This window comes from Streptococcus mitis SK597 (assembly GCF_000148545.1).
GTDB classification, from domain to species: domain Bacteria; phylum Bacillota; class Bacilli; order Lactobacillales; family Streptococcaceae; genus Streptococcus; species Streptococcus mitis_C.
The window spans coordinates 24,528-43,371 of the sequence record NZ_AEDV01000073.1 but is presented as its reverse complement, the minus strand read 5'-3'; the positions used below and the strand labels follow the sequence as shown (position 1 = coordinate 43,371).

Annotated in this window: 21 protein-coding genes and 1 pseudogene; 16 read left to right on the top strand and 6 right to left on the bottom strand. The window is 41.2% G+C overall.

The window, feature by feature from the left end:
• Positions 1-382: 382 nt before the first annotated feature.
• The gene (locus SMSK597_RS09695; RefSeq protein ID WP_000621471.1) at positions 383-3,529 is read right to left on the bottom strand and encodes an SNF2-related protein; all 3,147 of its coding nucleotides are present in this window, start codon (positions 3,527-3,529) and stop codon (positions 383-385) included.
• 237 nt (positions 3,530-3,766) lie between these two features.
• Between SMSK597_RS09695 and SMSK597_RS09690 the strand changes: the two genes are divergently transcribed.
• The 8 genes and pseudogenes from SMSK597_RS09690 to SMSK597_RS13390 all read left to right on the top strand — a co-directional run.
• On the top strand, positions 3,767-4,444 hold the full coding sequence (locus SMSK597_RS09690) for a tRNA (adenine(22)-N(1))-methyltransferase (protein ID WP_000624058.1): 678 nt from the start codon (positions 3,767-3,769) through the stop codon (positions 4,442-4,444).
• Positions 4,431-5,228, top strand: coding sequence for a Nif3-like dinuclear metal center hexameric protein (locus SMSK597_RS09685; protein WP_000881129.1), 798 nt, complete (start codon positions 4,431-4,433; stop codon positions 5,226-5,228). The genes SMSK597_RS09690 and SMSK597_RS09685 overlap by 14 nt, the downstream gene beginning before the upstream one ends.
• Before the next feature lie 16 nt (positions 5,229-5,244).
• The gene (locus SMSK597_RS09680) at positions 5,245-6,348 is read left to right on the top strand and encodes an NAD(P)/FAD-dependent oxidoreductase (RefSeq protein ID WP_000754640.1); all 1,104 of its coding nucleotides are present in this window, start codon (positions 5,245-5,247) and stop codon (positions 6,346-6,348) included.
• Positions 6,349-6,450: 102 nt separating this feature from the next.
• Positions 6,451-7,470, top strand: a complete 1,020-nt coding sequence (gene galE, locus SMSK597_RS09675; protein WP_001156522.1) for a UDP-glucose 4-epimerase GalE — start codon at positions 6,451-6,453, stop codon at positions 7,468-7,470.
• A gap of 1 nt (position 7,471) precedes the next feature.
• Positions 7,472-8,407, top strand: coding sequence for a glycosyltransferase family 2 protein (locus tag SMSK597_RS14095; RefSeq protein WP_004238307.1), 936 nt, complete (start codon positions 7,472-7,474; stop codon positions 8,405-8,407).
• Between the two features lie 174 nt (positions 8,408-8,581).
• Positions 8,582-8,860, top strand: a complete 279-nt coding sequence (locus tag SMSK597_RS13950; RefSeq protein WP_004238306.1) for a hypothetical protein — start codon at positions 8,582-8,584, stop codon at positions 8,858-8,860.
• Entirely contained in the window at positions 8,850-9,218 is a 369-nt protein-coding gene (locus SMSK597_RS13945; RefSeq protein WP_255261790.1) for a hypothetical protein, read from the top strand. Before SMSK597_RS13950 ends, SMSK597_RS13945 begins: the two co-directional genes overlap by 11 nt.
• 38 nt (positions 9,219-9,256) lie before the next feature.
• A pseudogene (locus SMSK597_RS13390) lies at positions 9,257-9,358 on the top strand (group 2 glycosyl transferase); the annotation flags it as partial.
• Between the two features lie 50 nt (positions 9,359-9,408).
• Here SMSK597_RS13390 and SMSK597_RS12985 read toward each other — a convergent pair.
• Positions 9,409-9,615 carry a ferredoxin gene (locus tag SMSK597_RS12985; protein WP_080551653.1) on the bottom strand — a complete coding sequence of 69 codons (207 nt, stop codon included), beginning with the start codon at positions 9,613-9,615 and terminating at the stop codon, positions 9,409-9,411.
• A 50-nt stretch (positions 9,616-9,665) separates the two neighbouring features.
• Between SMSK597_RS12985 and SMSK597_RS09655 the strand changes: the two genes are divergently transcribed.
• From SMSK597_RS09655 to SMSK597_RS09625, 8 genes are all read left to right on the top strand, one after another.
• Positions 9,666-10,133: an SAG1386/EF1546 family surface-associated protein gene (locus SMSK597_RS09655; RefSeq protein WP_000410180.1), complete on the top strand. Its 468-nt coding sequence runs from the start codon at positions 9,666-9,668 to the stop codon at positions 10,131-10,133.
• A gap of 8 nt (positions 10,134-10,141) precedes the next feature.
• Positions 10,142-10,813, top strand: a complete 672-nt coding sequence (gene cmk / locus SMSK597_RS09650) for a (d)CMP kinase (RefSeq protein WP_000849398.1) — start codon at positions 10,142-10,144, stop codon at positions 10,811-10,813.
• Between the two features lie 130 nt (positions 10,814-10,943).
• Positions 10,944-11,282, top strand: a complete 339-nt coding sequence (locus tag SMSK597_RS09645; protein ID WP_001061590.1) for a zinc ribbon domain-containing protein YjdM — start codon at positions 10,944-10,946, stop codon at positions 11,280-11,282.
• A 2-nt stretch (positions 11,283-11,284) separates the two neighbouring features.
• On the top strand, positions 11,285-11,914 hold the full coding sequence (locus SMSK597_RS09640) for a Pr6Pr family membrane protein (RefSeq protein WP_000033940.1): 630 nt from the start codon (positions 11,285-11,287) through the stop codon (positions 11,912-11,914).
• 121 nt (positions 11,915-12,035) lie between these two features.
• Positions 12,036-13,187, top strand: a complete 1,152-nt coding sequence (locus SMSK597_RS09635; protein WP_000808698.1) for an MFS transporter — start codon at positions 12,036-12,038, stop codon at positions 13,185-13,187.
• A 96-nt stretch (positions 13,188-13,283) separates the two neighbouring features.
• Positions 13,284-14,033 carry a tRNA pseudouridine(38-40) synthase TruA gene (gene truA, locus SMSK597_RS09630; protein WP_000199186.1) on the top strand — a complete coding sequence of 250 codons (750 nt, stop codon included), beginning with the start codon at positions 13,284-13,286 and terminating at the stop codon, positions 14,031-14,033.
• The gene (locus SMSK597_RS0102845) at positions 14,023-14,796 is read left to right on the top strand and encodes a bifunctional hydroxymethylpyrimidine kinase/phosphomethylpyrimidine kinase (RefSeq protein WP_000794785.1); all 774 of its coding nucleotides are present in this window, start codon (positions 14,023-14,025) and stop codon (positions 14,794-14,796) included. The genes truA and SMSK597_RS0102845 overlap by 11 nt, the downstream gene beginning before the upstream one ends.
• Positions 14,774-15,235, top strand: a complete 462-nt coding sequence (locus tag SMSK597_RS09625; protein ID WP_000814976.1) for an ECF transporter S component — start codon at positions 14,774-14,776, stop codon at positions 15,233-15,235. The genes SMSK597_RS0102845 and SMSK597_RS09625 overlap by 23 nt, the downstream gene beginning before the upstream one ends.
• 73 nt (positions 15,236-15,308) lie before the next feature.
• Here SMSK597_RS09625 and SMSK597_RS13940 read toward each other — a convergent pair whose 3' ends face one another.
• The 4 genes from SMSK597_RS13940 to murT all read right to left on the bottom strand — a co-directional run bounded on the left by SMSK597_RS13940 (position 15,309) and on the right by murT (position 18,823).
• The gene (locus tag SMSK597_RS13940; protein WP_004238297.1) at positions 15,309-15,470 is read right to left on the bottom strand and encodes a hypothetical protein; all 162 of its coding nucleotides are present in this window, start codon (positions 15,468-15,470) and stop codon (positions 15,309-15,311) included.
• Between the two features lie 17 nt (positions 15,471-15,487).
• Entirely contained in the window at positions 15,488-16,570 is a 1,083-nt protein-coding gene (locus SMSK597_RS09615; protein WP_000040937.1) for a M24 family metallopeptidase, read from the bottom strand.
• A 127-nt stretch (positions 16,571-16,697) separates the two neighbouring features.
• Positions 16,698-17,480, bottom strand: a complete 783-nt coding sequence (gene gatD / locus SMSK597_RS09610; protein WP_000263179.1) for a lipid II isoglutaminyl synthase subunit GatD — start codon at positions 17,478-17,480, stop codon at positions 16,698-16,700.
• Positions 17,480-18,823 carry a lipid II isoglutaminyl synthase subunit MurT gene (murT, locus tag SMSK597_RS09605; protein WP_000770024.1) on the bottom strand — a complete coding sequence of 448 codons (1,344 nt, stop codon included), beginning with the start codon at positions 18,821-18,823 and terminating at the stop codon, positions 17,480-17,482. Before murT ends, gatD begins: the two co-directional genes overlap by 1 nt.
• Between the last annotated feature and the right edge of the window lie 21 nt (positions 18,824-18,844).

Genomic DNA, 18,844 nt, shown 5'->3' with positions numbered 1-18,844 from the left:
AGATCGGATGTGCAAGGCCTACGTGGAGATCATCTATCGGTGAACCCAAGAGCGACTCTCAAGCCTGTTTGTATTGGGATAGCAGATTCAAATGACTGTAGCTAGACTATTTGAAGTCTGACGCAAGAAATAATACTCTTCGAAAATCTCTTCAAATCAGGTCAGTTCTATCTGTAATCTCAAAGCTGTACTGTGAGAAACTTGTGGTTGACTCCCTGGTTTGATTTTCCTTGAGTATAAAAACTGTCAGATCAAATCGTATCTATACGAACAGAAACGTGATGGTAAGTCGTATAGAGCTCATAGTAGGACGAGGAAAGTCTAGAACATAAAAAAGAACTAGATAGATCCGCTAATTGTGGTTACTCTAGTTCTTTTTCGCTTATTCAACACCTAAGATTTCTTTAATATCATCAACGCTCAGATTGCTTCTGCTTTCTTGTCCTTCAAGGACGGTGTTGAAGAGTTCTTTTTTACTTTCTTGGAGTTCTTGGATTTTTTCCTCTATGGTACCAAGGGTGATGAGGCGATAGACATCTACTTGTTTGGTCTGGCCAAGGCGGTGACTTCGACTGATAGCTTGCATCTCGACTGCTGGATTCCACCAGAGGTCACAGAGGATGACGGTATCAGCTCCTGTTAGATTAAGTCCTGTTCCACCTGCTTTTAGGGAAATGAGGAAGCAGTCTTTTTCTCCCTGATTGAAGAGATTGACCATCTCTTGACGTTTATCTGACGGTGTTTGTCCTGTTATTTTAAAGTGAGACATTTCTTTTTTCTCTAATTCTTGCTCAATGAGATCAAGCATAGAGGTGAATTGTGAAAAGATAAGTGGTCGTGATCCTTTTTCACGAATAGTGTCCAGGAGCTCGAATAAGCTGTCCATTTTTCCACTATCTCCTTTGTAGTCTTCTAAAAAGAGAGCTGGGGTATTACAGATTTGTCTAAGTCGTGTCAGTCCTGCTAAGATTTCAATTTTATGACGTTTAATCTCATCAGCGCTGGCTCCTGCAACCATTTCTTGCATGCGTCGAAGTTGAGCTAGATAGAGCGTTTTTTGTGAACTGCTGAGTTCATTACTGTAGAGGTGCTCGCTCAGTTCAGGCAATTCTGTCAGAACTTCGTCTTTTTTCCTACGCAAGACAAAAGGTTGAATCAGTTTAGCAACGAGTTGAGGTGATAATTTTGAAAATTCCTTTTTACTTGGTAGGAGTCCTGGTAATACTATCTGGAAAATAGACCAAATCTCTTCGAGACGGTTTTCAATAGGAGTTCCAGATAGGGCATAGCAGGTTTTGACATCAAATTCTCTTAAAGCTTGTGCTGTTTTGGTCTGACTATTTTTTATCATCTGTGCTTCATCTAAGATGAGGTAGTCGTAAGACTGCTTTTGATAGTGTTCAAGGTCAGATCGAAAAGATGGGTAGCTTGTAATAGTGATAGTGGCAGATTTTTCAATTTGTTTGATACGCTCAGTTTTTGTGCCGTAGGCTACTTCAACCTGTTTGTGAGGTACAAATTTTCGGAATTCTTCCTTCCAATTATAAAGAAGGCTGGCTGGAGCTAGGATAAGAGCTTTCTGGTCTGGTTTAAGGTTGGCTTCCAGAAGAGTGATGGTTTGCAAGGTTTTCCCTAGCCCCATGTCGTCCGCCAGGATTCCCCCAAAATGATAATGATCTAGCATACTCAGCCACTTGACTCCTTCCTTTTGATAGGAGCGAAGTTTGGCCTTGACTTCATAAGGCTTGATATCAAATTCTTCAGGGTGGGTCAGGTCATAAGCCATCTTTTTGAAATCACGAGAAAAATTGACATGTTCATTGTCTTTGAAGGTTTCAGAAAGGCTAAAGGCACGAGATTTGTGCATCTTGATTTTTCCGTCTGAAAATTTAGCTCGAAGATCTTGGAGACTTTGGGCAACCTTGAGACTTTCATCGTCAAAGACTAGAACCTTTCCTTGCTTGGTTTGGTAGTGGCTTTCTTGATTCCATAAAGCTTGGATAGCCTTTTTAACCTCATCTTCTGAAATCATAGAAAAATCAAACTGAACTGAAAGGAAGCCTTCGTCGTCAAAAATGTCAATAACAGCAGGATCTTCTACTAAGAGTTTTTCAAGCGATTCATCTAGTTGAACTTGACCCAGAGTACGAAAACGGGGTAGTTCTTTTAGGAAGAAATCAACAATTTTGATTTTGGAAAGACTATGAAATTCCTCTTTGAAACCAGCAGAAAGCAGTTGATGATAGATTTTTCTAGCTTTGCTAGCTTGGTAAGTATAGGGGAGGGTTAGGAGATCTTGTTTAGAATGGACTTGTTTTTCTCCAAAGGACCACATCATGTTGAGGGCAATTTCATTTCTAGTCTTGGAGAAGGCAAAGGTGGGGATAAAGTCATGGATTTGTAATTCATCTGGAATACTGATAGGAACATAGTTTGAGATGATAGTACAGATTTGCATGAGTTCAGCCTTATTTTCCTGTGAAAAGATAAGAGGAGAACTTTCTTGATAATGATAGATCCAAGTAGCTAATTTATCTAAAAAGTAACGGTGCTCTTTTTTAATGATGTGGAAGTGATTGTGTCGAATCCAAAGTTTTTCTTGAATAATGAAACCAAAATAAGCTGTATTGATGATTTCATAATAGTTATCAGATTTGACAACTTTAAAAATTTCTTCTTCTGGGATAAAGGGACTATCATCTAAGAATATAAGAGGGTATTCGGCTTTTGAGGTTACATATTGGAAGACATCCAAAGCTTGAAAAAGTGGCACGAGGTCGTTTAAATAGCTAACAGGAGTCTCTAAATAGCGTCCACAATCTCTAGGGCTAATGCCATAACTAAAGCTGAGATGAGAATATTCATTTCTATCGATGAAATATTTTTTGATATAGAGGAGTAGGTTTTGGGATGCTTGATTAAACTGATCCAAGGATAATCTGATTGTCCCGATTTTCTGTGAAACAAAGTAATCTTCCTGTTGGAAAATGAGAAAAATGAAGTGAGCTATATCCTTGATAACATAGGCACGAGAAGCCTGTTCTACCTGTAGTTTTAAGGTCCAGGCTAGGCTATGATTTCGGATTTCGACTTGTCCATGAAGGGAAAGTGAAGGCGCCGTAGCTTTTTCTTCTACCAGTTCGTCATGGAGTTCTTCAGATGGCAAGGTAGGGATCAGTTGGCTGGCAAAACTTGGTTTATGACTAGATTTACGAATGCGTTCTTGAATAGCTTGGGGGAGGCTACGAAAGTAGAGATCCATGGCAACCCAGTGTTTACAGACTTCCTGATTTTGGAAATCCTCACATTCGCAATGAAAGCCAGTCAAATCGAAGTGCTCCATACTGGTCAGGATGTTGGGCTCCAGATGCATGGCAATACCATTATAGGTATTTGGGTGCTTAAAATATTCCTTGTTTTCAGTATCAAGATAGTTTTTTATCTGTTGGAAAATAGTTCGTCCATCCATTCTCATACGAGCAGGTAGTCTATCGGGAACCGTCATTGAAGTAACCTCTGTTCTAATCATTCTTTTCTCTATATTATCAGATTTTATAGGAAAAGAATAGATTTATCTTACATAAATTGCATCTTGATGGGGATGGGAAAAGTAAAGAGTTTCTCTTGAGTGTAAATCTCTCAAGTGAATCCATCTATTGCGTTAGGCCATTGAAATTTCTTTCGCTGGAGCTACTTATATTACTGGAAAGTTGAGGATTGAAATGTGGTATAATAAGAGGTAATAGAGTTTGGAAAGTGAGAGAAGATGATTTCAAAGAGATTAGAATTAGTGGCTTCCTTTGTGCCACAGGGTGCCATTTTACTAGATGTGGGGAGTGACCATGCTTATTTACCGATTGAGCTAGTTGAAAAAGGTCACATTGAGCGTGCCATTGCGGGTGAGGTGGTGGAAGGTCCCTACCAGTCTGCAGTCAAAAATGTTGAGGCTCACGGTCTAAAGGAGAAAATCCAAGTTCGTTTAGCCAATGGCTTGGCAGCCTTTGAAGAGGCAGATCAGGTATCTGTCATCACTATTGCTGGTATGGGTGGTCGTTTGATTGCTAGAATTTTAGAAGAAGGCTTGGACAAGTTAGCTAATGTAGAACGATTGATCCTCCAGCCCAATAATCGTGAAGACGACTTGCGTATCTGGTTACAAGAGAACGGATTTCATATTGTAGCTGAAAGCATCTTAGAAGAAGCTGGTAAGTTTTACGAGATTTTGGTGGTGGAAGCAGGACAAATGAAGTTATCAGCCAGCGATGTCCGCTTTGGTCCTTTTTTGTCCAAAGAAGTCAGTCCAGTATTTGTCCAAAAATGGCAAAAAGAAGCTGCTAAGCTAGAGTTTACCCTTGGACAAATCCCAGAAAAAAATCTGGAGGAACGTCAAGTTCTAGTAGATAAAATTCAAGCCATCAAGGAGGTTCTCCATGCTAGCAAGTGAAGTTATTAAGGCGTATGAAGCCTTTTGCCCCCAGGAATTTTCCATGGAGGGAGACAGTCGTGGCCTGCAAATTGGCACTTTGGACAAGGATATCCAAAGGGTCATGGTGGCTCTGGATATTCGTGAAGAAACGGTGGCTGAAGCCATTGAAAAGGGTGTAGACTTGATTATTGTCAAGCACGCGCCGATTTTCCGTCCCATCAAGGATTTGGTAGCTAGCCGTCCACAAAATCAGATTTACATCGATCTCATCAAGCATGATATCGCAGTTTATGTCAGCCATACCAATATTGACATTGTTGAAAATGGTCTCAATGACTGGTTTTGTCAGATGCTAGGTATCAAGGAAACGACTTATCTACAGGAGACAGGTCCTGAACGTGGGATTGGGCGTATTGGGAATATTCAGTCTCAGACATTTGGAGATTTTGCCCAACATGTCAAGCAAGTCTTTGGTTTAGATAGTCTTCGATTGGTGCATTATCAAGAGAGTGATTTGCAGAAGTCTATTTCAAGAGTGGCCATCTGTGGTGGTAGCGGGCAGTCTTTCTATAAGGATGCTTTAGCTAAGGGAGCTGATGTCTATATCACTGGTGACATTTACTACCACACTGCGCAGGATATGCTGTCTGATGGCTTGCTAGCATTGGACCCAGGTCACTATATCGAAGTGCTGTTTGTGGAAAAAATCGCAGAGCTTCTTAATCAATGGAAAGAGGAAAAAGGCTGGGAACTAGAGATTTTACCTAGTCAAGCATCGACCAATCCTTTCCACCATATCTAATTAGAAAGTGAAAACAATGAAAAAAGTTGCTATTATCGGAGCAGGAATTGTAGGTGCAACAGCTGCCTACTACCTCTCGAAAGAAAGTGACCTAGAAGTAACCGTTTTTGACCATGGACAAGGTCAGGCTACCAAGGCCGCAGCAGGAATTATCAGTCCTTGGTTTTCCAAACGCCGCAATAAGGCCTGGTACAAAATGGCGCGCTTGGGGGCTGACTTTTATGTGGATTTGTTGGCTGATTTAGAGAAGTCAGGGCAAGAAATCGATTTTTACCAGCGTTCGGGAGTCTTTCTCCTGAAAAAGGATGAAACTAAGTTGGAAGAACTCCATCAACTAGCCCTCCAGCGTAGAGAAGAATCTCCTTTGATAGGGCAATTAGCCATTCTAGACCCAGCATCAGCTAATGAATTATTCCCTGGCTTGCAGGGATTTGACCGCCTGCTCTACGCTTCTGGTGGAGCGAGAGTAGATGGCCAACTTTTAGTGACTCGTTTGCTGGAAGCCAGTCAAGTCAAACTGGTCAAAGAAAAAGTGACCCTGACACCTTTAGCATCATGCTACCAGATTGGTGAAGAGGTGTTTGAACAGGTTATTTTGGCGACGGGAGCTTGGTTGGGACACCTGTTAAAGCCTTTAGGTTATGAAGTAGATGTTCGTCCCCAAAAGGGGCAACTCCGAGATTATCAGCTTGCCCAAGACATGGAAGCTTACCCTGTTGTTATGCCAGAAGGGGAGTGGGATTTGATTCCTTTTGCAGGTGGGAAATTATCCCTAGGTGCCACACATGAAAATGACATGGGATTTGATTTGACGGTAGATGAAACCTTGCTCCAGCAAATGGAGGAGGCAGCCTTACCTCACTATCCAGTTTTAGCTAGAGCGACTTCAAGGGCTGAGCGTGTGGGAATCCGTGCCTACACTAGTGATTTCTCACCTTTCTTTGGACAAGTGCCAGAATTGGCAGGTGTCTATGCTGCTAGCGGACTAGGTTCATCAGGCCTCACAACTGGTCCTATCATTGGTTACCACCTAGCTCAACTGGTCCAAAGCAGGGAAATGACTCTAGACCCAGCAAACTACCCAATTGAGAACTATGTCAAACGACTAAAAATCGAATAAATATTTTACTGAAATTTTAGCCTCCCCTCTAGGATGGTAAATGACATTCCCTATCAAAAATGGTAAAATAAGAAAAAATGATCCGAGAATCGAGGAAAAAAGATGCAAGAAAAGATTTTGGTAACGGGTGGTGCAGGTTTTATTGGAACCCACACTGTTATTGAGTTAATCCAAGCAGGTCATCAGGTTGTTGTGGTGGATAACCTTGTTAATAGTAATAGAAAAAGTTTAGAAGTTGTTGAAAAAATCACAGGAGTTGAAGTGCCTTTCTATGAGGCAGATATCCGTGATACAGATACTCTTCGTGATATTTTCAAACAAGAAGAACCAACAGGGGTCATTCACTTCGCTGGCTTGAAGGCTGTTGGAGAATCTACCCGTATCCCTCTTGCCTACTATGACAATAATATCGCTGGAACTGTTAGCCTTTTGAAAGCTATGGAAGAAGCCAACTGTAAAAACATTATTTTCAGTTCTTCTGCGACTGTTTACGGGGATCCTCACACTGTTCCAATCCTAGAAGATTTCCCACTTTCAGTGACAAATCCATATGGTCGTACTAAGCTTATGCTAGAGGAAATTTTGACGGATATCTACAAGGCAGACTCAGAGTGGAATGTAGTCTTGCTTCGTTACTTTAACCCAATCGGAGCCCATGAGAGTGGAGATTTGGGAGAAAATCCAAATGGTATTCCAAACAACCTCTTGCCATATGTGACTCAAGTAGCCGTTGGAAAATTAGAGCAAGTGCAAGTGTTTGGAGACGATTACGATACGGAAGATGGAACTGGTGTTCGTGACTATATCCACGTTGTCGATTTGGCTAAAGGTCACGTTGCAGCTCTGAAAAAAATCCAAAAAGGCTCAGGTCTAAACATTTATAACCTTGGAACTGGTAAAGGCTATTCTGTTCTAGAAATTATCCAAAACATGGAAAAAGCAGTGGGACGTCCAATTCCTTACCGCATTGTAGAACGTCGCCCAGGGGATATCGCAGCCTGCTATTCAGATCCTGCAAAAGCCAAAGCAGAACTAGGCTGGGAAGCAAAATTAGGCATCACCCAAATGTGTGAAGACGCATGGCGTTGGCAAAGCAAGCATCCAAATGGATTTGAAGACTAAGATGGTGATGTCAATCATTGTCCCCTGTTTAAACGAAGAGGAAGTACTTCCTCTTTTTTATCAGGCTCTGGAAGCCTTAATTCCTGACTTGGAAGCAGAAATCGAGTATGTCTTTGTCGATGATGGATCAAGTGATGGAACCTTGGAACTTTTAAAGGCCTATCGGGAACAAAATCCGGCAGTGCATTATATTTCTTTCTCGCGAAATTTTGGCAAAGAAGCAGCCCTCTATGCAGGCTTACAATATGCGACAGGAGATCTGGTGGTGGTAATGGATGCAGACCTGCAGGATCCTCCTAGTATGCTGCTTGAGATGAAAGCTTTATTAGACCAAAATGCAGACTTGGACTGCGTAGGAACACGGAGAACTAGTCGGGAGGGAGAACCCTTCTTTCGTAGTTTCTGTGCTGATCTCTTTTATCGCCTCATGCAAAAAATCAGTCCAGTAGCCCTGCCGTCAGGTGTCCGTGATTTTCGCATGATGAGAAGGTCTGTGGTTGATGCCATTTTAAGCTTGACCGAGTCCAATCGTTTTTCTAAGGGGCTTTTTGCTTGGGTCGGCTTTAAAACCCACTATCTGGACTATCCAAATGTCGAAAGGCAGGCTGGCAAGACTAGTTGGAGTTTTAGGCAACTTTTTTTCTACTCCATTGAAGGGATTGTTAATTTTTCAGATTTCCCTTTGATTATAGCCTTTGTAGCTGATCTCCTATCTTGTTTTATTTCTCTACTGATGACCTTTTTTGTTGTGGTTCGGACTCTCATTTTGGGCAATCCGACATCAGGTTGGACCTCTCTGATGGCTGTTATTCTCTTTCTTGGAGGAATCCAACTCTTGACCATTGGGATTCTTGGCAAGTACATCAGTAAGATCTATCTAGAGACTAAAAAAAGACCACTTTATCTCGTCAAAGAAAAAAGTTATCATAGATCATGAAAAAGTAGGAGTTATCTAGCGCAGTCACTTTTTTGTAATTATAATTTTTTTGGTCTGGAACTTGAGTGATTTTTAAAAAAATTAGGGATTTGACATGATATAAATGAACTATGTGGAATAAATTTACTGCAAAGACGATAACTTAATAAATAAAAAATTCAGGAGGGTTATTTTATGCTAAGTAAAGAGGATTATATTGAAGAAATCGGGCTTATAGAAAACCAAAATTATGTAGAGGTTGAACTGTATCCTTTAGTTGCTGATATAATTAAGCCAACTTTAAAAGATAGTTTATCAAAAAGATATGTCTTCGGAAGAAGAAAGAGTAATATGGGGCAAATATATTATGGTCTAAGTAATTTTCCTGATATAGTTATTTTGGATAAGAATTATCAAAATAAAGCCAGAAAAAGTATAGAAATGGAAGAAACTTCGAGGATGCGTGGAAATTAAGAATTTAAACCATAATTTAATTACAGAGGAAGAAATCAGATTAATTTTATCGAACAGTTTTGAACATATAACTCGAGAGATGGGACAACTTATTGGAGACCTTTTATGGTATAAAAAAGTAATTTATACAAATGGAATTCAATGGAGATTTCTAAGTTTAGATGATAACAATGAAATGAATCACAAAATTCTTAAAGTGGTAAATAAAAGAATTAAATTAGAAGATGGGAAAAATACTTTTGATTGGTGGAATCAGATTAAAGATTTATCGTTTAACTATACGGATATATGCCTATCTGAAGATTGTAGACAAGAGTGGAATAAATTTGTAAAAAGGGTAAAGGAAATAGAATGGTAGAAGTCTATTCTCATTGAGACATTTATATTTTAAGTTACAGTAAGATCTATCTAGAGACTAAAAAAAGACCACTTTATCTCATCAAAGAAAAAAGTGCTCTTCCTGATTTTACAGAAAAAAATAAAGTGAAAAGACTATAATTTTACATGGAAATGTGCTAAACTAGAGGGAGTGGATTATCGCCATTGATTTAGGCTTTCTGGTTTCCAATCAGGGCGCGAGTTGGGCAATTTTTAACAGCCTCTAAGACATCCTGACTAGGAGAAATTTCTTTTTCCAGCTGGTCAGGATCATCGTAAAAACGCACGATTCCATTATCGTGGTAATCAAATAGATCAGAATAAGTTTGGCAAAGCCCACAGGCGATACATCGTTCAGGTATAAGTGTGATTTTCATGTTCATATTTATATTGTAATAAGAAACGTAAAAAAAACAAGGAGTAGGGTATGGAAAAAGAACCGTGGCAAGAAGATATTTATGATCAAGAAGAATCAAGAGCAGAGCGTCGTAAGAGAACTCAAGGCAGAGATGTAGTGGCCAATCGTGTCTTGACGATCTTAGCTAGTATTTTCTTTGTAATTGTGGTAGTGATGATTATTGTTCTCATCTATCTATCATCGGGTGGGAGTAATCGCACAGCAGCCTTGAAAGATTTTCATGATTCTGATACAAGTGTAGTACAAGTCTCATCTTCAAGCAGTTCCCAGCCTGAGCAGAGTTCAGAATCTTCTTCTGAACACTCGGAGGAAGCTACAGATCCAGAAGGGACGACAAAAGTCTTAGCTGGAGAAGGAGAAGCAGCCATTGCAGCTCGCGCTGGAATTTCGATTGCTCAGTTAGAAGCCTTAAATCCTAGTCATATGGCTACAGGGTCTTGGTTTGCTAATCCAGGTGATGTTGTCAAAATAAAATAGGAGTTGATATGAAAACAATTCAAATTGCTATTGACGGCCCTGCTTCAAGTGGTAAGAGTACGGTCGCAAAGATTATTGCCAAGGACTTTGGATACACCTACCTAGATACAGGTGCTATGTATCGTGCGGCGACCTATATGGCTCTCAAGAACCAGTTAGGAGTGGAAGAGATTGAGGAGCTTTTAGCCTTGTTGGACCAGCATCCAATCAGTTTTGGGCGTTCAGAAACTGGAGAGCAGCTTGTCTTTGTAGGAGATGTGGATATTACCCATCCTATCCGTGAAAATGAAGTGACCAATCATGTTTCTGCTATTGCAGCAATTCCTCAAGTGCGTGAGAAACTAGTTTCTCTCCAACAAGAAATCGCCCAACAAGGCGGGATTGTCATGGATGGTCGCGATATTGGGACTGTTGTATTGCCACAAGCAGAATTGAAAATTTTCCTAGTAGCTTCGGTAGATGAACGAGCAGAGCGTCGTTACAAGGAAAATATTGCCAAGGGAATTGAAACAGACCTTGAAACCCTAAAAGAGGAAATTGCTGCGCGTGACTACAAGGATAGTCATCGTGAAACTTCGCCTCTAAAACAAGCAGAGGACGCTGTCTACCTTGATACAACTGGTTTGAACATTCAAGAAGTAGTTGAAAAAATCAAAGCAGAAGCTGAAAAAAGAATGTAGATGTAGAAAAGCCGATAGATTGATATCGGTTTTTTTCTAAATTTGTCAAAATGCTGATTTTAAGGTATAATAGTTGCTGTTCGAGAAATTTTGATTTTCAAAGAATAGTGAATGATGATAAGGAGAAACCATGAACAACCTACCAAATTGCCCAAAATGTAACTCAGAGTATGTCTACGAAGACGGTGCCCTACTGGTTTGCCCAGAGTGTGCTCATGAGTGGAATCCTGCTGAAGTTGCAGAAGTAGAAGAGGGCCTTGTTGCTATCGATGCCAACGGGAATAAATTGGCTGATGGTGATACAGTAACTCTCATCAAGGACTTGAAAGTAAAAGGTGCGCCAAAAGATTTGAAACAAGGAACGCGCGTGAAAAATATCCGCATCGTAGAAGGCGACCACAATATCGACTGTAAAATTGATGGCTTCGGTGCTATGAAACTCAAATCAGAGTTTGTGAAGAAAATTTAAGCATGTCAAAACACTATAAACTTGTATTTTATAGCCGTATCTTCTTGTTTCTAGCGGCTTTTACGGGAGTTTATCTTGAAATCGCCAAGCATGGTGGATTTGGGATGTTGCTCTATTATACGGTTCTGTCCAACCTCTTAGTAGCGATTTTTACGCTCTATCTCCTAAAGGTTATGAGCCGTTTAGGTGAAAACTGGCAAAGGCCAAGTTTCTTGCGCTTAAAAGGTGGAGTCACCATGAGTATCATGATTACCTGTGTGATTTACCATTTCCTATTAGCGCCCATTGCGACTAATTTCTATACCCTAGAAAATTTCCTTTGCCACTATATCGTTCCCCTCTGGTTTTTAGCGGATACCCTCTTTTTTGACAAACAGGGTCAATACAAGATTTGGGATCCAGTTGTGTGGACGATTTTACCTTTGCTGTATATGATGTTTGCTCTTTTTAATGGCTTGGTACTGAAACTTGATGTTCCTAATTCTAAGGTCAGTCCCTTCCCTTACTTCTTTTTGAATGTGAACAAGGGTTGGGATGTCGTGTTCAAGTGGTGTCTGATTATCTTTGTTGCCTATATGGTAGCAGGATTTATCTTCTACTTTATTAAGCAAATCAAGAGAAAATCATCCTAAGACACAAGGGATTCATTTTCGAGTTTAAGAAGGAGTCTACAAACCAATGGGACTTCTTCTTTTCTTGCTTTATAATTCTCAAAAGAGTAGAAGATTAAGAGAAAATATAGAAAGAGATTTCATGAAACAATTTTTAGAACGGGCCAGTATTTTGGCTCTCTCCCTCGTTTTGATTACATCCTTTTCCATCTCGAGTGCTCTGCCAGCCATGTTTGACTATTATCAAGGCTATCCTAAGGAACAAATTGAGCTCTTGGCGAGCTTGCCTTCCTTTGGAATCATGATGATGTTATTACTAAATGGTTTTTTAGAAAAAATATTCACTGAGCGATTACAGATTAGTTTGGGCTTGCTGATTTTATCACTGAGTGGAATAGCACCCTTTTGGTATCAAGCCTATCCCTTTGTCTTTGGAACACGGATTCTTTTTGGTTTGGGTGTTGGGATGATCAATGCCAAGGCCATTTCTATTATCAGTGAACGTTACCAAGGAAAAACGAGAATACAGATGTTAGGGCTACGCGGTTCTGCAGAGGTCGTTGGGGCTTCCCTCATTACCTTGGCAGTCGGCCAATTGTTGGCCTTCGGTTGGACAGCTACCTTCCTAGCCTATAGTGCTGGATTTTTGGTACTGACCCTTTATCTGCTCTTTATCCCTTATGGAAAGGAAAAGAAAGAAGTCAAGAAAAAAGCGAAGGAAGTAAGTCGCTTAACTCGAGAAATGAAAGGCTTGATTTTTATCCTAGCTATCGAAGCGGCAGTTGTAGTTTGTACCAATACAGCTATTACTATTCGTATTCCAAGCTTGATGGTGGAAAGAGGGCTTGGAGATGCCCAGTTATCTAGTTTTGTTCTTAGTATCATGCAGTTGATCGGGATTGTGGCTGGTGTGAGTTTTTCTTTCTTGATTTCTATCTTTAAAGAGAAACTGCTCCTCTGGTCTGGTATTACTTTTGGCTTAGGGCAAATTGTGATTGCACTGTCTCCATCCTTGTGGGTGGTAGTGGCAGGAAGTATTCTGGCTGGTTTTGCCTACAGTGTAGCCTTGACGACGGTCTTTCAACTTGTCTCTGAAAGAATTCCAGCTAAACTCCTCAATCAAGCAACTTCATTTGCAGTTTTAGGCTGTAGTTTCGGAGCCTTTACGACCCCATTCGTTCTAGGTGCAATTGGCTTACTAACTCACAATGGTATGTTGGTCTTTGCTATCTTAGGATTTTGGTTGATTGTAACCTCTGTCTTTGTCATGTACCTACTTCAAAAGAGAGCTTAGGATTGATTCCTAAGTTTTCTTTCGGGATTTTTGTACCCAGACAATATTTGTTTTAGACCCTTGTTTATAGATTATTTTCTTGATAAAATAGAAGTTATGACAAGATATAAAGCAACTATTTCCTATGATGGTTACGCCTTTGCTGGTTTTCAGCGCCAGCCTCATGCGCGTAGTGTTCAGGAAGAAATTGAAAAAACCTTGACTAGATTGAATAAGGGGCAAGCCATCACTGTTCACGGTGCTGGTAGGACAGATAGTGGGGTTCATGCTTTGGGACAGGTTATTCATTTTGACCTGCCTTATCAGATGGATGAGGAGAAGCTCCGTTTTGCTTTGGATACCCAGTCCCCTGAAGATATTGATGTGATTTCGATTGAGCTTGTGGCAGATGATTTTCATTGCCGTTATGCCAAGCATAGCAAGACATATGAGTTTATCGTAGACAGGGGCCGTCCCAAAAATCCGATGCGCCGTCACTATGCTACTCACTTTCCTTATCCGCTTGACGTGGAACGGATGCAGATGGCAATCAAAAAGCTAGAGGGAACCCATGATTTTACAGGTTTTACAGCCTCTGGGACTAATGTGGAGGATAAGATTCGCACCATCACAGAAGCTAGTCTCAGGGTTGATGAGACAGGACAATTTTTGACCTTTACCTTTTCAGGAAATGGTTTCTTGTATAAACAGATTCGAAATATGGTGGGGACACTGCTTAAAATCGGCAACAAGCGTATGCCAGTAGAGCAGATTGACCTCATCTTGGAGAAAAAGGACAGGCAGCTTGCAGGTCCCACTGCAGCATCAAATGGTTTATATTTAAAGGAGATTCGTTATGAAGAATAATCGTATTTTAGCACTTTCAGGAAATGATATTTTTAGTGGTGGTGGATTGTCCGCTGATTTGGCTACCTATACCTTGAACGGCTTGCATGGCTTTGTAGCAGTGACTTGTTTGACAGCCTTGACAGAAAAAGGATTTGAAGTCTTTCCAACTGACGATACCATTTTTCAACATGAATTAGATAGCTTGCGTGATGTGGAGTTTGGGGGGATTAAGATTGGTCTTTTACCAACTGTCAGCGTAGCTGAGAAGGCTCTGGACTTTATCAAGCAACGCCCAGGAGTGCCTGTGGTTCTGGACCCTGTCTTGGTCTGCAAGGAAACACACGACGTAGCTGTAAGTGAACTCTGTCAAGAACTGATTCGTTTTTTCTCTTATGTTAGTGTGATTACGCCTAATCTTCCTGAAGCAGAATTACTAGCAGATCAAGAGATTAAAACCCTTGAAGATATGAAAACTGCAGCACAGAAATTGCATGACTTAGGAGCGCCAGCAGTCATTATCAAGGGAGGCAATCGCCTTAGTCAGGATAAGGCTGTGGATGTCTTTTATGATGGACAAACCTTTACAGTCCTAGAAAATCCTGTTATCCAAGAGCAAAATGCTGGCGCAGGTTGTACCTTTGCCTCAAGCATTGCAAGTCACTTGGTTAAAGGTGATGAACTTTTGCCAGCAGTAGAAAGCTCTAAGGCTTTCGTTTACCGTGCCATTGCACAAGCAGATCAGTATGGAGTAAGACAATATGAAGCAAACCAAAACAACTAAAATCGCCCTTGTATCCCTATTAACCGCCCTCTCTGTGGTTCTAGGTTATTTCTTAAAAATTCCAACACCGACAGGCATTCTAACACTCTTAGATGCAGGTGTCTTCTTTGCGGCCTTCTACTTTGGTAGTCGTGAAGGGGCTGTAGTCGGAGGACTAGCAGGTTTCTTGATTGACCTCTTATCAGGCTACCCTCAATGGATGTTATTTAGCTTGGTCAACCATGGCTTGCAGGGATTTTTCGCAGGATTTAAAGGAAAAACTCAGTGGCTAGGCCTTATCTTAGCAACTGTTGCCATGGTAGGGGGCTACGCCTTAGGTTCTACATTGATGAATGGCTGGGCAGCAGCCCTACCAGAGATCCTATCAAATTTCATGCAAAATATGGTAGGGATGATTGTAGGATTTATCCTTAGTCAAAGTATCAAGAAGATTAAGTAAAGAGGCTGAGTCAAAAGTCTTTCAAATAAGAAAAACGCATAGTATCAGGTGTTGAACCTTGATATTATGCGTTTTATTGTGGGAAGATTTTATACTCTTCGAAAATCTCTTCAAACCGCGTCAACGTCGCCTTGCCGTAGATATGGTTACTGACTTCGTCAGTTCTATCCACAACCTCAAAACAGTGTTTTGAGCAACCTGCGGCTAGTTTCCTAGTTTGCTCTTTGATTTTCATTGAGTATTAGATGAATATTAATCAAAATAAAGCAAGTCTTTGCTGGTGCTTGTAAAGAGGTCAAAGCCATCCTTGGTAACAACACCGCAGTCTTCAATACGGACACCGACCTTGCCAGGAATATAGATACCTGGTTCAACAGAGAAGCACATGCCTTCTTCGATAACCATGTCGTTTCCTTCCATGATAGATGGGAATTCGTGGACATCCATACCGATACCGTGACCGAGACGGTGGTTGAAGTACTCGCCGTAACCAGCTTTTTCGATAACCTCACGGGCAGCGCGGTCCACTTCATGGGCAGTCACACCCGGCTTGATAAAGTCAAGAGCAGCCTGTTGGGCTTCGAGGGTCAAGTTGTAAATATCTTTCTTGAATTGGTCTGGTTTGCCGACAGCGACCGTACGAGTCATATCTGACGCATAGCCGTTGACTAGAACACCAAGGTCAAAGAGGAGAAGGGCGTCATTTTCGACCTTATTAGCTGCTGGGATGCCGTGTGGATTTGCAGCATTATCACCAGTTAAGACCATGGTATCGAAGCTCATTTCATAACCTTCACGTTTCATGGCAAAGTCAATTTGAGCGATGATATCTGTCTCTGTCTTATTAAGAGAAATATTGTCAAAGCCAACATTAACAGCCTTGTCCGCATAGAGACCTGCAACCATCATTTTTTGCACTTCGTCAGCTGATTTGATGAGGCGCATGCGTTGGATACGAGGAGTGAGGTTTTCAAACTCAGCAGTTTCAAAGACTATTTTCAAGCCATGATATTTGGTCAAGATGAGATTGTCAAACTCAACAGCGACACGTTTGAAATCAAGCTGTGGAAGAGCATGTTTCATTTTTTGCCATGGATTTTCAGAATCCACATAGCCCACAACTGGGAAGGAAACAGTACTAGTAGCACGCTCCACTTCAAGGGCTGGGACAAAGAGGAGGGGTTCCTGATCCGCTAGGACAAAAAGGAACATTTGGCGTTCATGGGGATCACTGTAAAAGCCAGTGAGGTAATTGATTGTGACGGGGTCAGATACGACAGCGACGTCTAGTTTTTCTGATTCAAGATATGTTACGATTTGTTGTAATTTAGACATATGCTACCTTCTTTCTACTCCTCTATTTTGGCAAAAAAAGAGAGAAAATGCAAGGGAGAAGGGTAAAAGAAAAGACAAAAAGAACTCCGACAAGATAACGGAGTTCTTTGATATAATTTCCCTTTGTTTAAGAAAAGTCAGCCTTGCTTTTGACGTCGCTGTATTCCTCAGAGATTTCTTGGCTGAGAATGTCCTCATAAGCAGGGAGTTGAATGTCCTGACCATATTTCTTCTTGAGGGCTGTAGTGACTAGGCGATAAGCTAGATTGGCATTACGAGATAGGATAGGCCCGTGGAAGTAGGAACCAAAGACGTTCTTATAATGAACCCCTTCGCCGACTTTTTCTTCGTTATTTCCATTTCCATAGACAACCTGTCCCAGTGGTTTTTGGTCATCAGAGAGGAAGGTACGGCCCTGATGATTTTCAAAACCATAGTAGGTTTCATCGAAATCTTCATTGTGAATCTTGATGTCACCGATAAAACGGTTATTGGTCTGGTTGAGGGTGTAATGGCCCATGACCCCTAGCCCTTCGATACGTCTCCCTGAAGCTTCCACATAATATTGCCCCAATAATTGGAAACCACCGCAGATAGCCAGAACCACACCGTCGTTTTGGATGTAGTTGTCAATGCTCTCTTTTTTAGCAGGTAGGTCGTCCGCAATAATACTTTGTTCAAAGTCTTGACCGCCACCGAAAAAGGCAATGTCGTAGTGATTTTCATCAAAGTTATCATGGAGAGAAACGATGTCAACCGTCACATGGGCTCCCAGTTTTTCAGCCACATACTTGAGCATGAGGATGTTTCCATTGTCCCCATAGGTATTCATGAGATTTCCGTAGAGGTGGGCAATGTTGAGCTGATAGGGGTAATTGCCAGCTTTTGAGGAAAGTGAAGTATAAACCATTAGTTCATCTCCTTTCTAACAATCTGACGACTAGCCAGCAGTTCGCGGAATTCCAGCATAGCAGTATAAGTAGCTAGGATATAGGCATGCTTGCAGTCTTGGTTCTCAATGGTCTTAAGAACTTGTTCCAGACTACTTGTTTCAGTAATTTTATCAGCTGGATAGCCAGTTACTCGGAGACGACGTGCAATTTCAGAATGGCGAACACCTCCAGCATTGATTTCGGGAATGTCCATGTCAGTGATTTGTTCAAAGTCCGCATCCCATATCCAGCTAGTATCAATTCCGTCTGCATAGTTGGCATTTAGGAGAACTGATAGACTAAATGGATAAGGTGCTAGTTTAATCATTTCGATAGCTTGGGTCGCACCGACTGGATTTTTAATCAAGACGAGGGTACATTCCTTGTCACCAATATGGAAGGTTTCTTGGCGTCCAAAGACCGCACGGCTCTTATCAAATCCTTGCTTGATGAGTTGTGAATCTGCACCGAGGAAACGGGCGATGGCAACTGCAGCTAGGGCGTTGTAGATATTGTAGAGCCCGCCGATTTGAATACCGTATTCTTGTCCGTCAATGACAAAGCGAGAGCGATTGTTGGTCAACTCAACCAGTTTTGTCAAACGATAGTCTAAATCAGGACGTTTACATCCGCAGCCTTCACAGATATAGGCACCCAAGTTTGCATAGGTATTATGCTCATATTTGAGGATGTCTTGGCAGTCAGGACAGAGAATCCCTTCTGTATTATAGTGAGCCAGCTGGGCTGGCCCTTTCTCCAAGTCAAAACCAAAATACTCTACAGGATTTGGAATAGCTGGCTTGTAAAAAAGTGGACTGTCTCCATTAAGGAGAACAGTGGCAGTAGGCACCTTACGAATAGCGTCCAAAATCATCTTGTAAGTTGTGTAAATCTCACCATAGCGGTCCATCTGGTCACGGAAGATATTGGTGATAACAAATAAGCTTGGCTGGATATAGTCGCAGATACGAGATAGACTGGCTTCATCGATTTCTAGAACGGCAATATTTTTCCCAGTTTTTGAAGATTTGGCTGTTAAGAAGGTTGTCGCAATTCCTGTAATCATGTTGGCACCGCTTGGGTTGGTCAGAACTTGACCATAAACCTCTTTTAAAATGCCGACAGTGAGGGCAGTTGTTAGGGTTTTTCCATTTGTTCCAGTGACCACGACAATCTCGTAGTTCTTAGCTAGGTTTTGTAAAATATCTTTATCAAATTGAAGGGCGACTTTTCCTGGAAGCGTACTTCCACGTCCAAGACGGCTTAAAATGAAGTGGGAAGAGCGTCCAGCTAGGAGGCCCAAAGTAGTTTTTAATTTCATGTTTCTATTATACCATACTTC

Excerpts from the sequence above, each read along its gene's own strand:
- SMSK597_RS09695 (WP_000621471.1), bottom strand. The coding sequence starts at position 3,529 with ATGATTAGAACAGAGGTTACTTCAATGACGGTTCCCGATAGACTACCT.
- SMSK597_RS09690 (WP_000624058.1), top strand. The coding sequence starts at position 3,767 with ATGATTTCAAAGAGATTAGAATTAGTGGCTTCCTTTGTGCCACAGGGT.
- SMSK597_RS09685 (WP_000881129.1), top strand. The coding sequence starts at position 4,431 with ATGCTAGCAAGTGAAGTTATTAAGGCGTATGAAGCCTTTTGCCCCCAG.
- SMSK597_RS09680 (WP_000754640.1), top strand. The coding sequence starts at position 5,245 with ATGAAAAAAGTTGCTATTATCGGAGCAGGAATTGTAGGTGCAACAGCT.
- galE (WP_001156522.1), top strand. The coding sequence starts at position 6,451 with ATGCAAGAAAAGATTTTGGTAACGGGTGGTGCAGGTTTTATTGGAACC.
- SMSK597_RS14095 (WP_004238307.1), top strand. The coding sequence starts at position 7,472 with ATGGTGATGTCAATCATTGTCCCCTGTTTAAACGAAGAGGAAGTACTT.
- SMSK597_RS13950 (WP_004238306.1), top strand. The coding sequence starts at position 8,582 with ATGCTAAGTAAAGAGGATTATATTGAAGAAATCGGGCTTATAGAAAAC.
- SMSK597_RS12985 (WP_080551653.1), bottom strand. The coding sequence starts at position 9,615 with ATGAAAATCACACTTATACCTGAACGATGTATCGCCTGTGGGCTTTGC.
- SMSK597_RS09655 (WP_000410180.1), top strand. The coding sequence starts at position 9,666 with ATGGAAAAAGAACCGTGGCAAGAAGATATTTATGATCAAGAAGAATCA.
- cmk (WP_000849398.1), top strand. The coding sequence starts at position 10,142 with ATGAAAACAATTCAAATTGCTATTGACGGCCCTGCTTCAAGTGGTAAG.
- SMSK597_RS09645 (WP_001061590.1), top strand. The coding sequence starts at position 10,944 with ATGAACAACCTACCAAATTGCCCAAAATGTAACTCAGAGTATGTCTAC.
- SMSK597_RS09640 (WP_000033940.1), top strand. The coding sequence starts at position 11,285 with ATGTCAAAACACTATAAACTTGTATTTTATAGCCGTATCTTCTTGTTT.
- SMSK597_RS09635 (WP_000808698.1), top strand. The coding sequence starts at position 12,036 with ATGAAACAATTTTTAGAACGGGCCAGTATTTTGGCTCTCTCCCTCGTT.
- truA (WP_000199186.1), top strand. The coding sequence starts at position 13,284 with ATGACAAGATATAAAGCAACTATTTCCTATGATGGTTACGCCTTTGCT.
- SMSK597_RS0102845 (WP_000794785.1), top strand. The coding sequence starts at position 14,023 with ATGAAGAATAATCGTATTTTAGCACTTTCAGGAAATGATATTTTTAGT.
- SMSK597_RS09625 (WP_000814976.1), top strand. The coding sequence starts at position 14,774 with ATGAAGCAAACCAAAACAACTAAAATCGCCCTTGTATCCCTATTAACC.
- SMSK597_RS13940 (WP_004238297.1), bottom strand. The coding sequence starts at position 15,470 with ATGAAAATCAAAGAGCAAACTAGGAAACTAGCCGCAGGTTGCTCAAAA.
- SMSK597_RS09615 (WP_000040937.1), bottom strand. The coding sequence starts at position 16,570 with ATGTCTAAATTACAACAAATCGTAACATATCTTGAATCAGAAAAACTA.
- gatD (WP_000263179.1), bottom strand. The coding sequence starts at position 17,480 with ATGGTTTATACTTCACTTTCCTCAAAAGCTGGCAATTACCCCTATCAG.
- murT (WP_000770024.1), bottom strand. The coding sequence starts at position 18,823 with ATGAAATTAAAAACTACTTTGGGCCTCCTAGCTGGACGCTCTTCCCAC.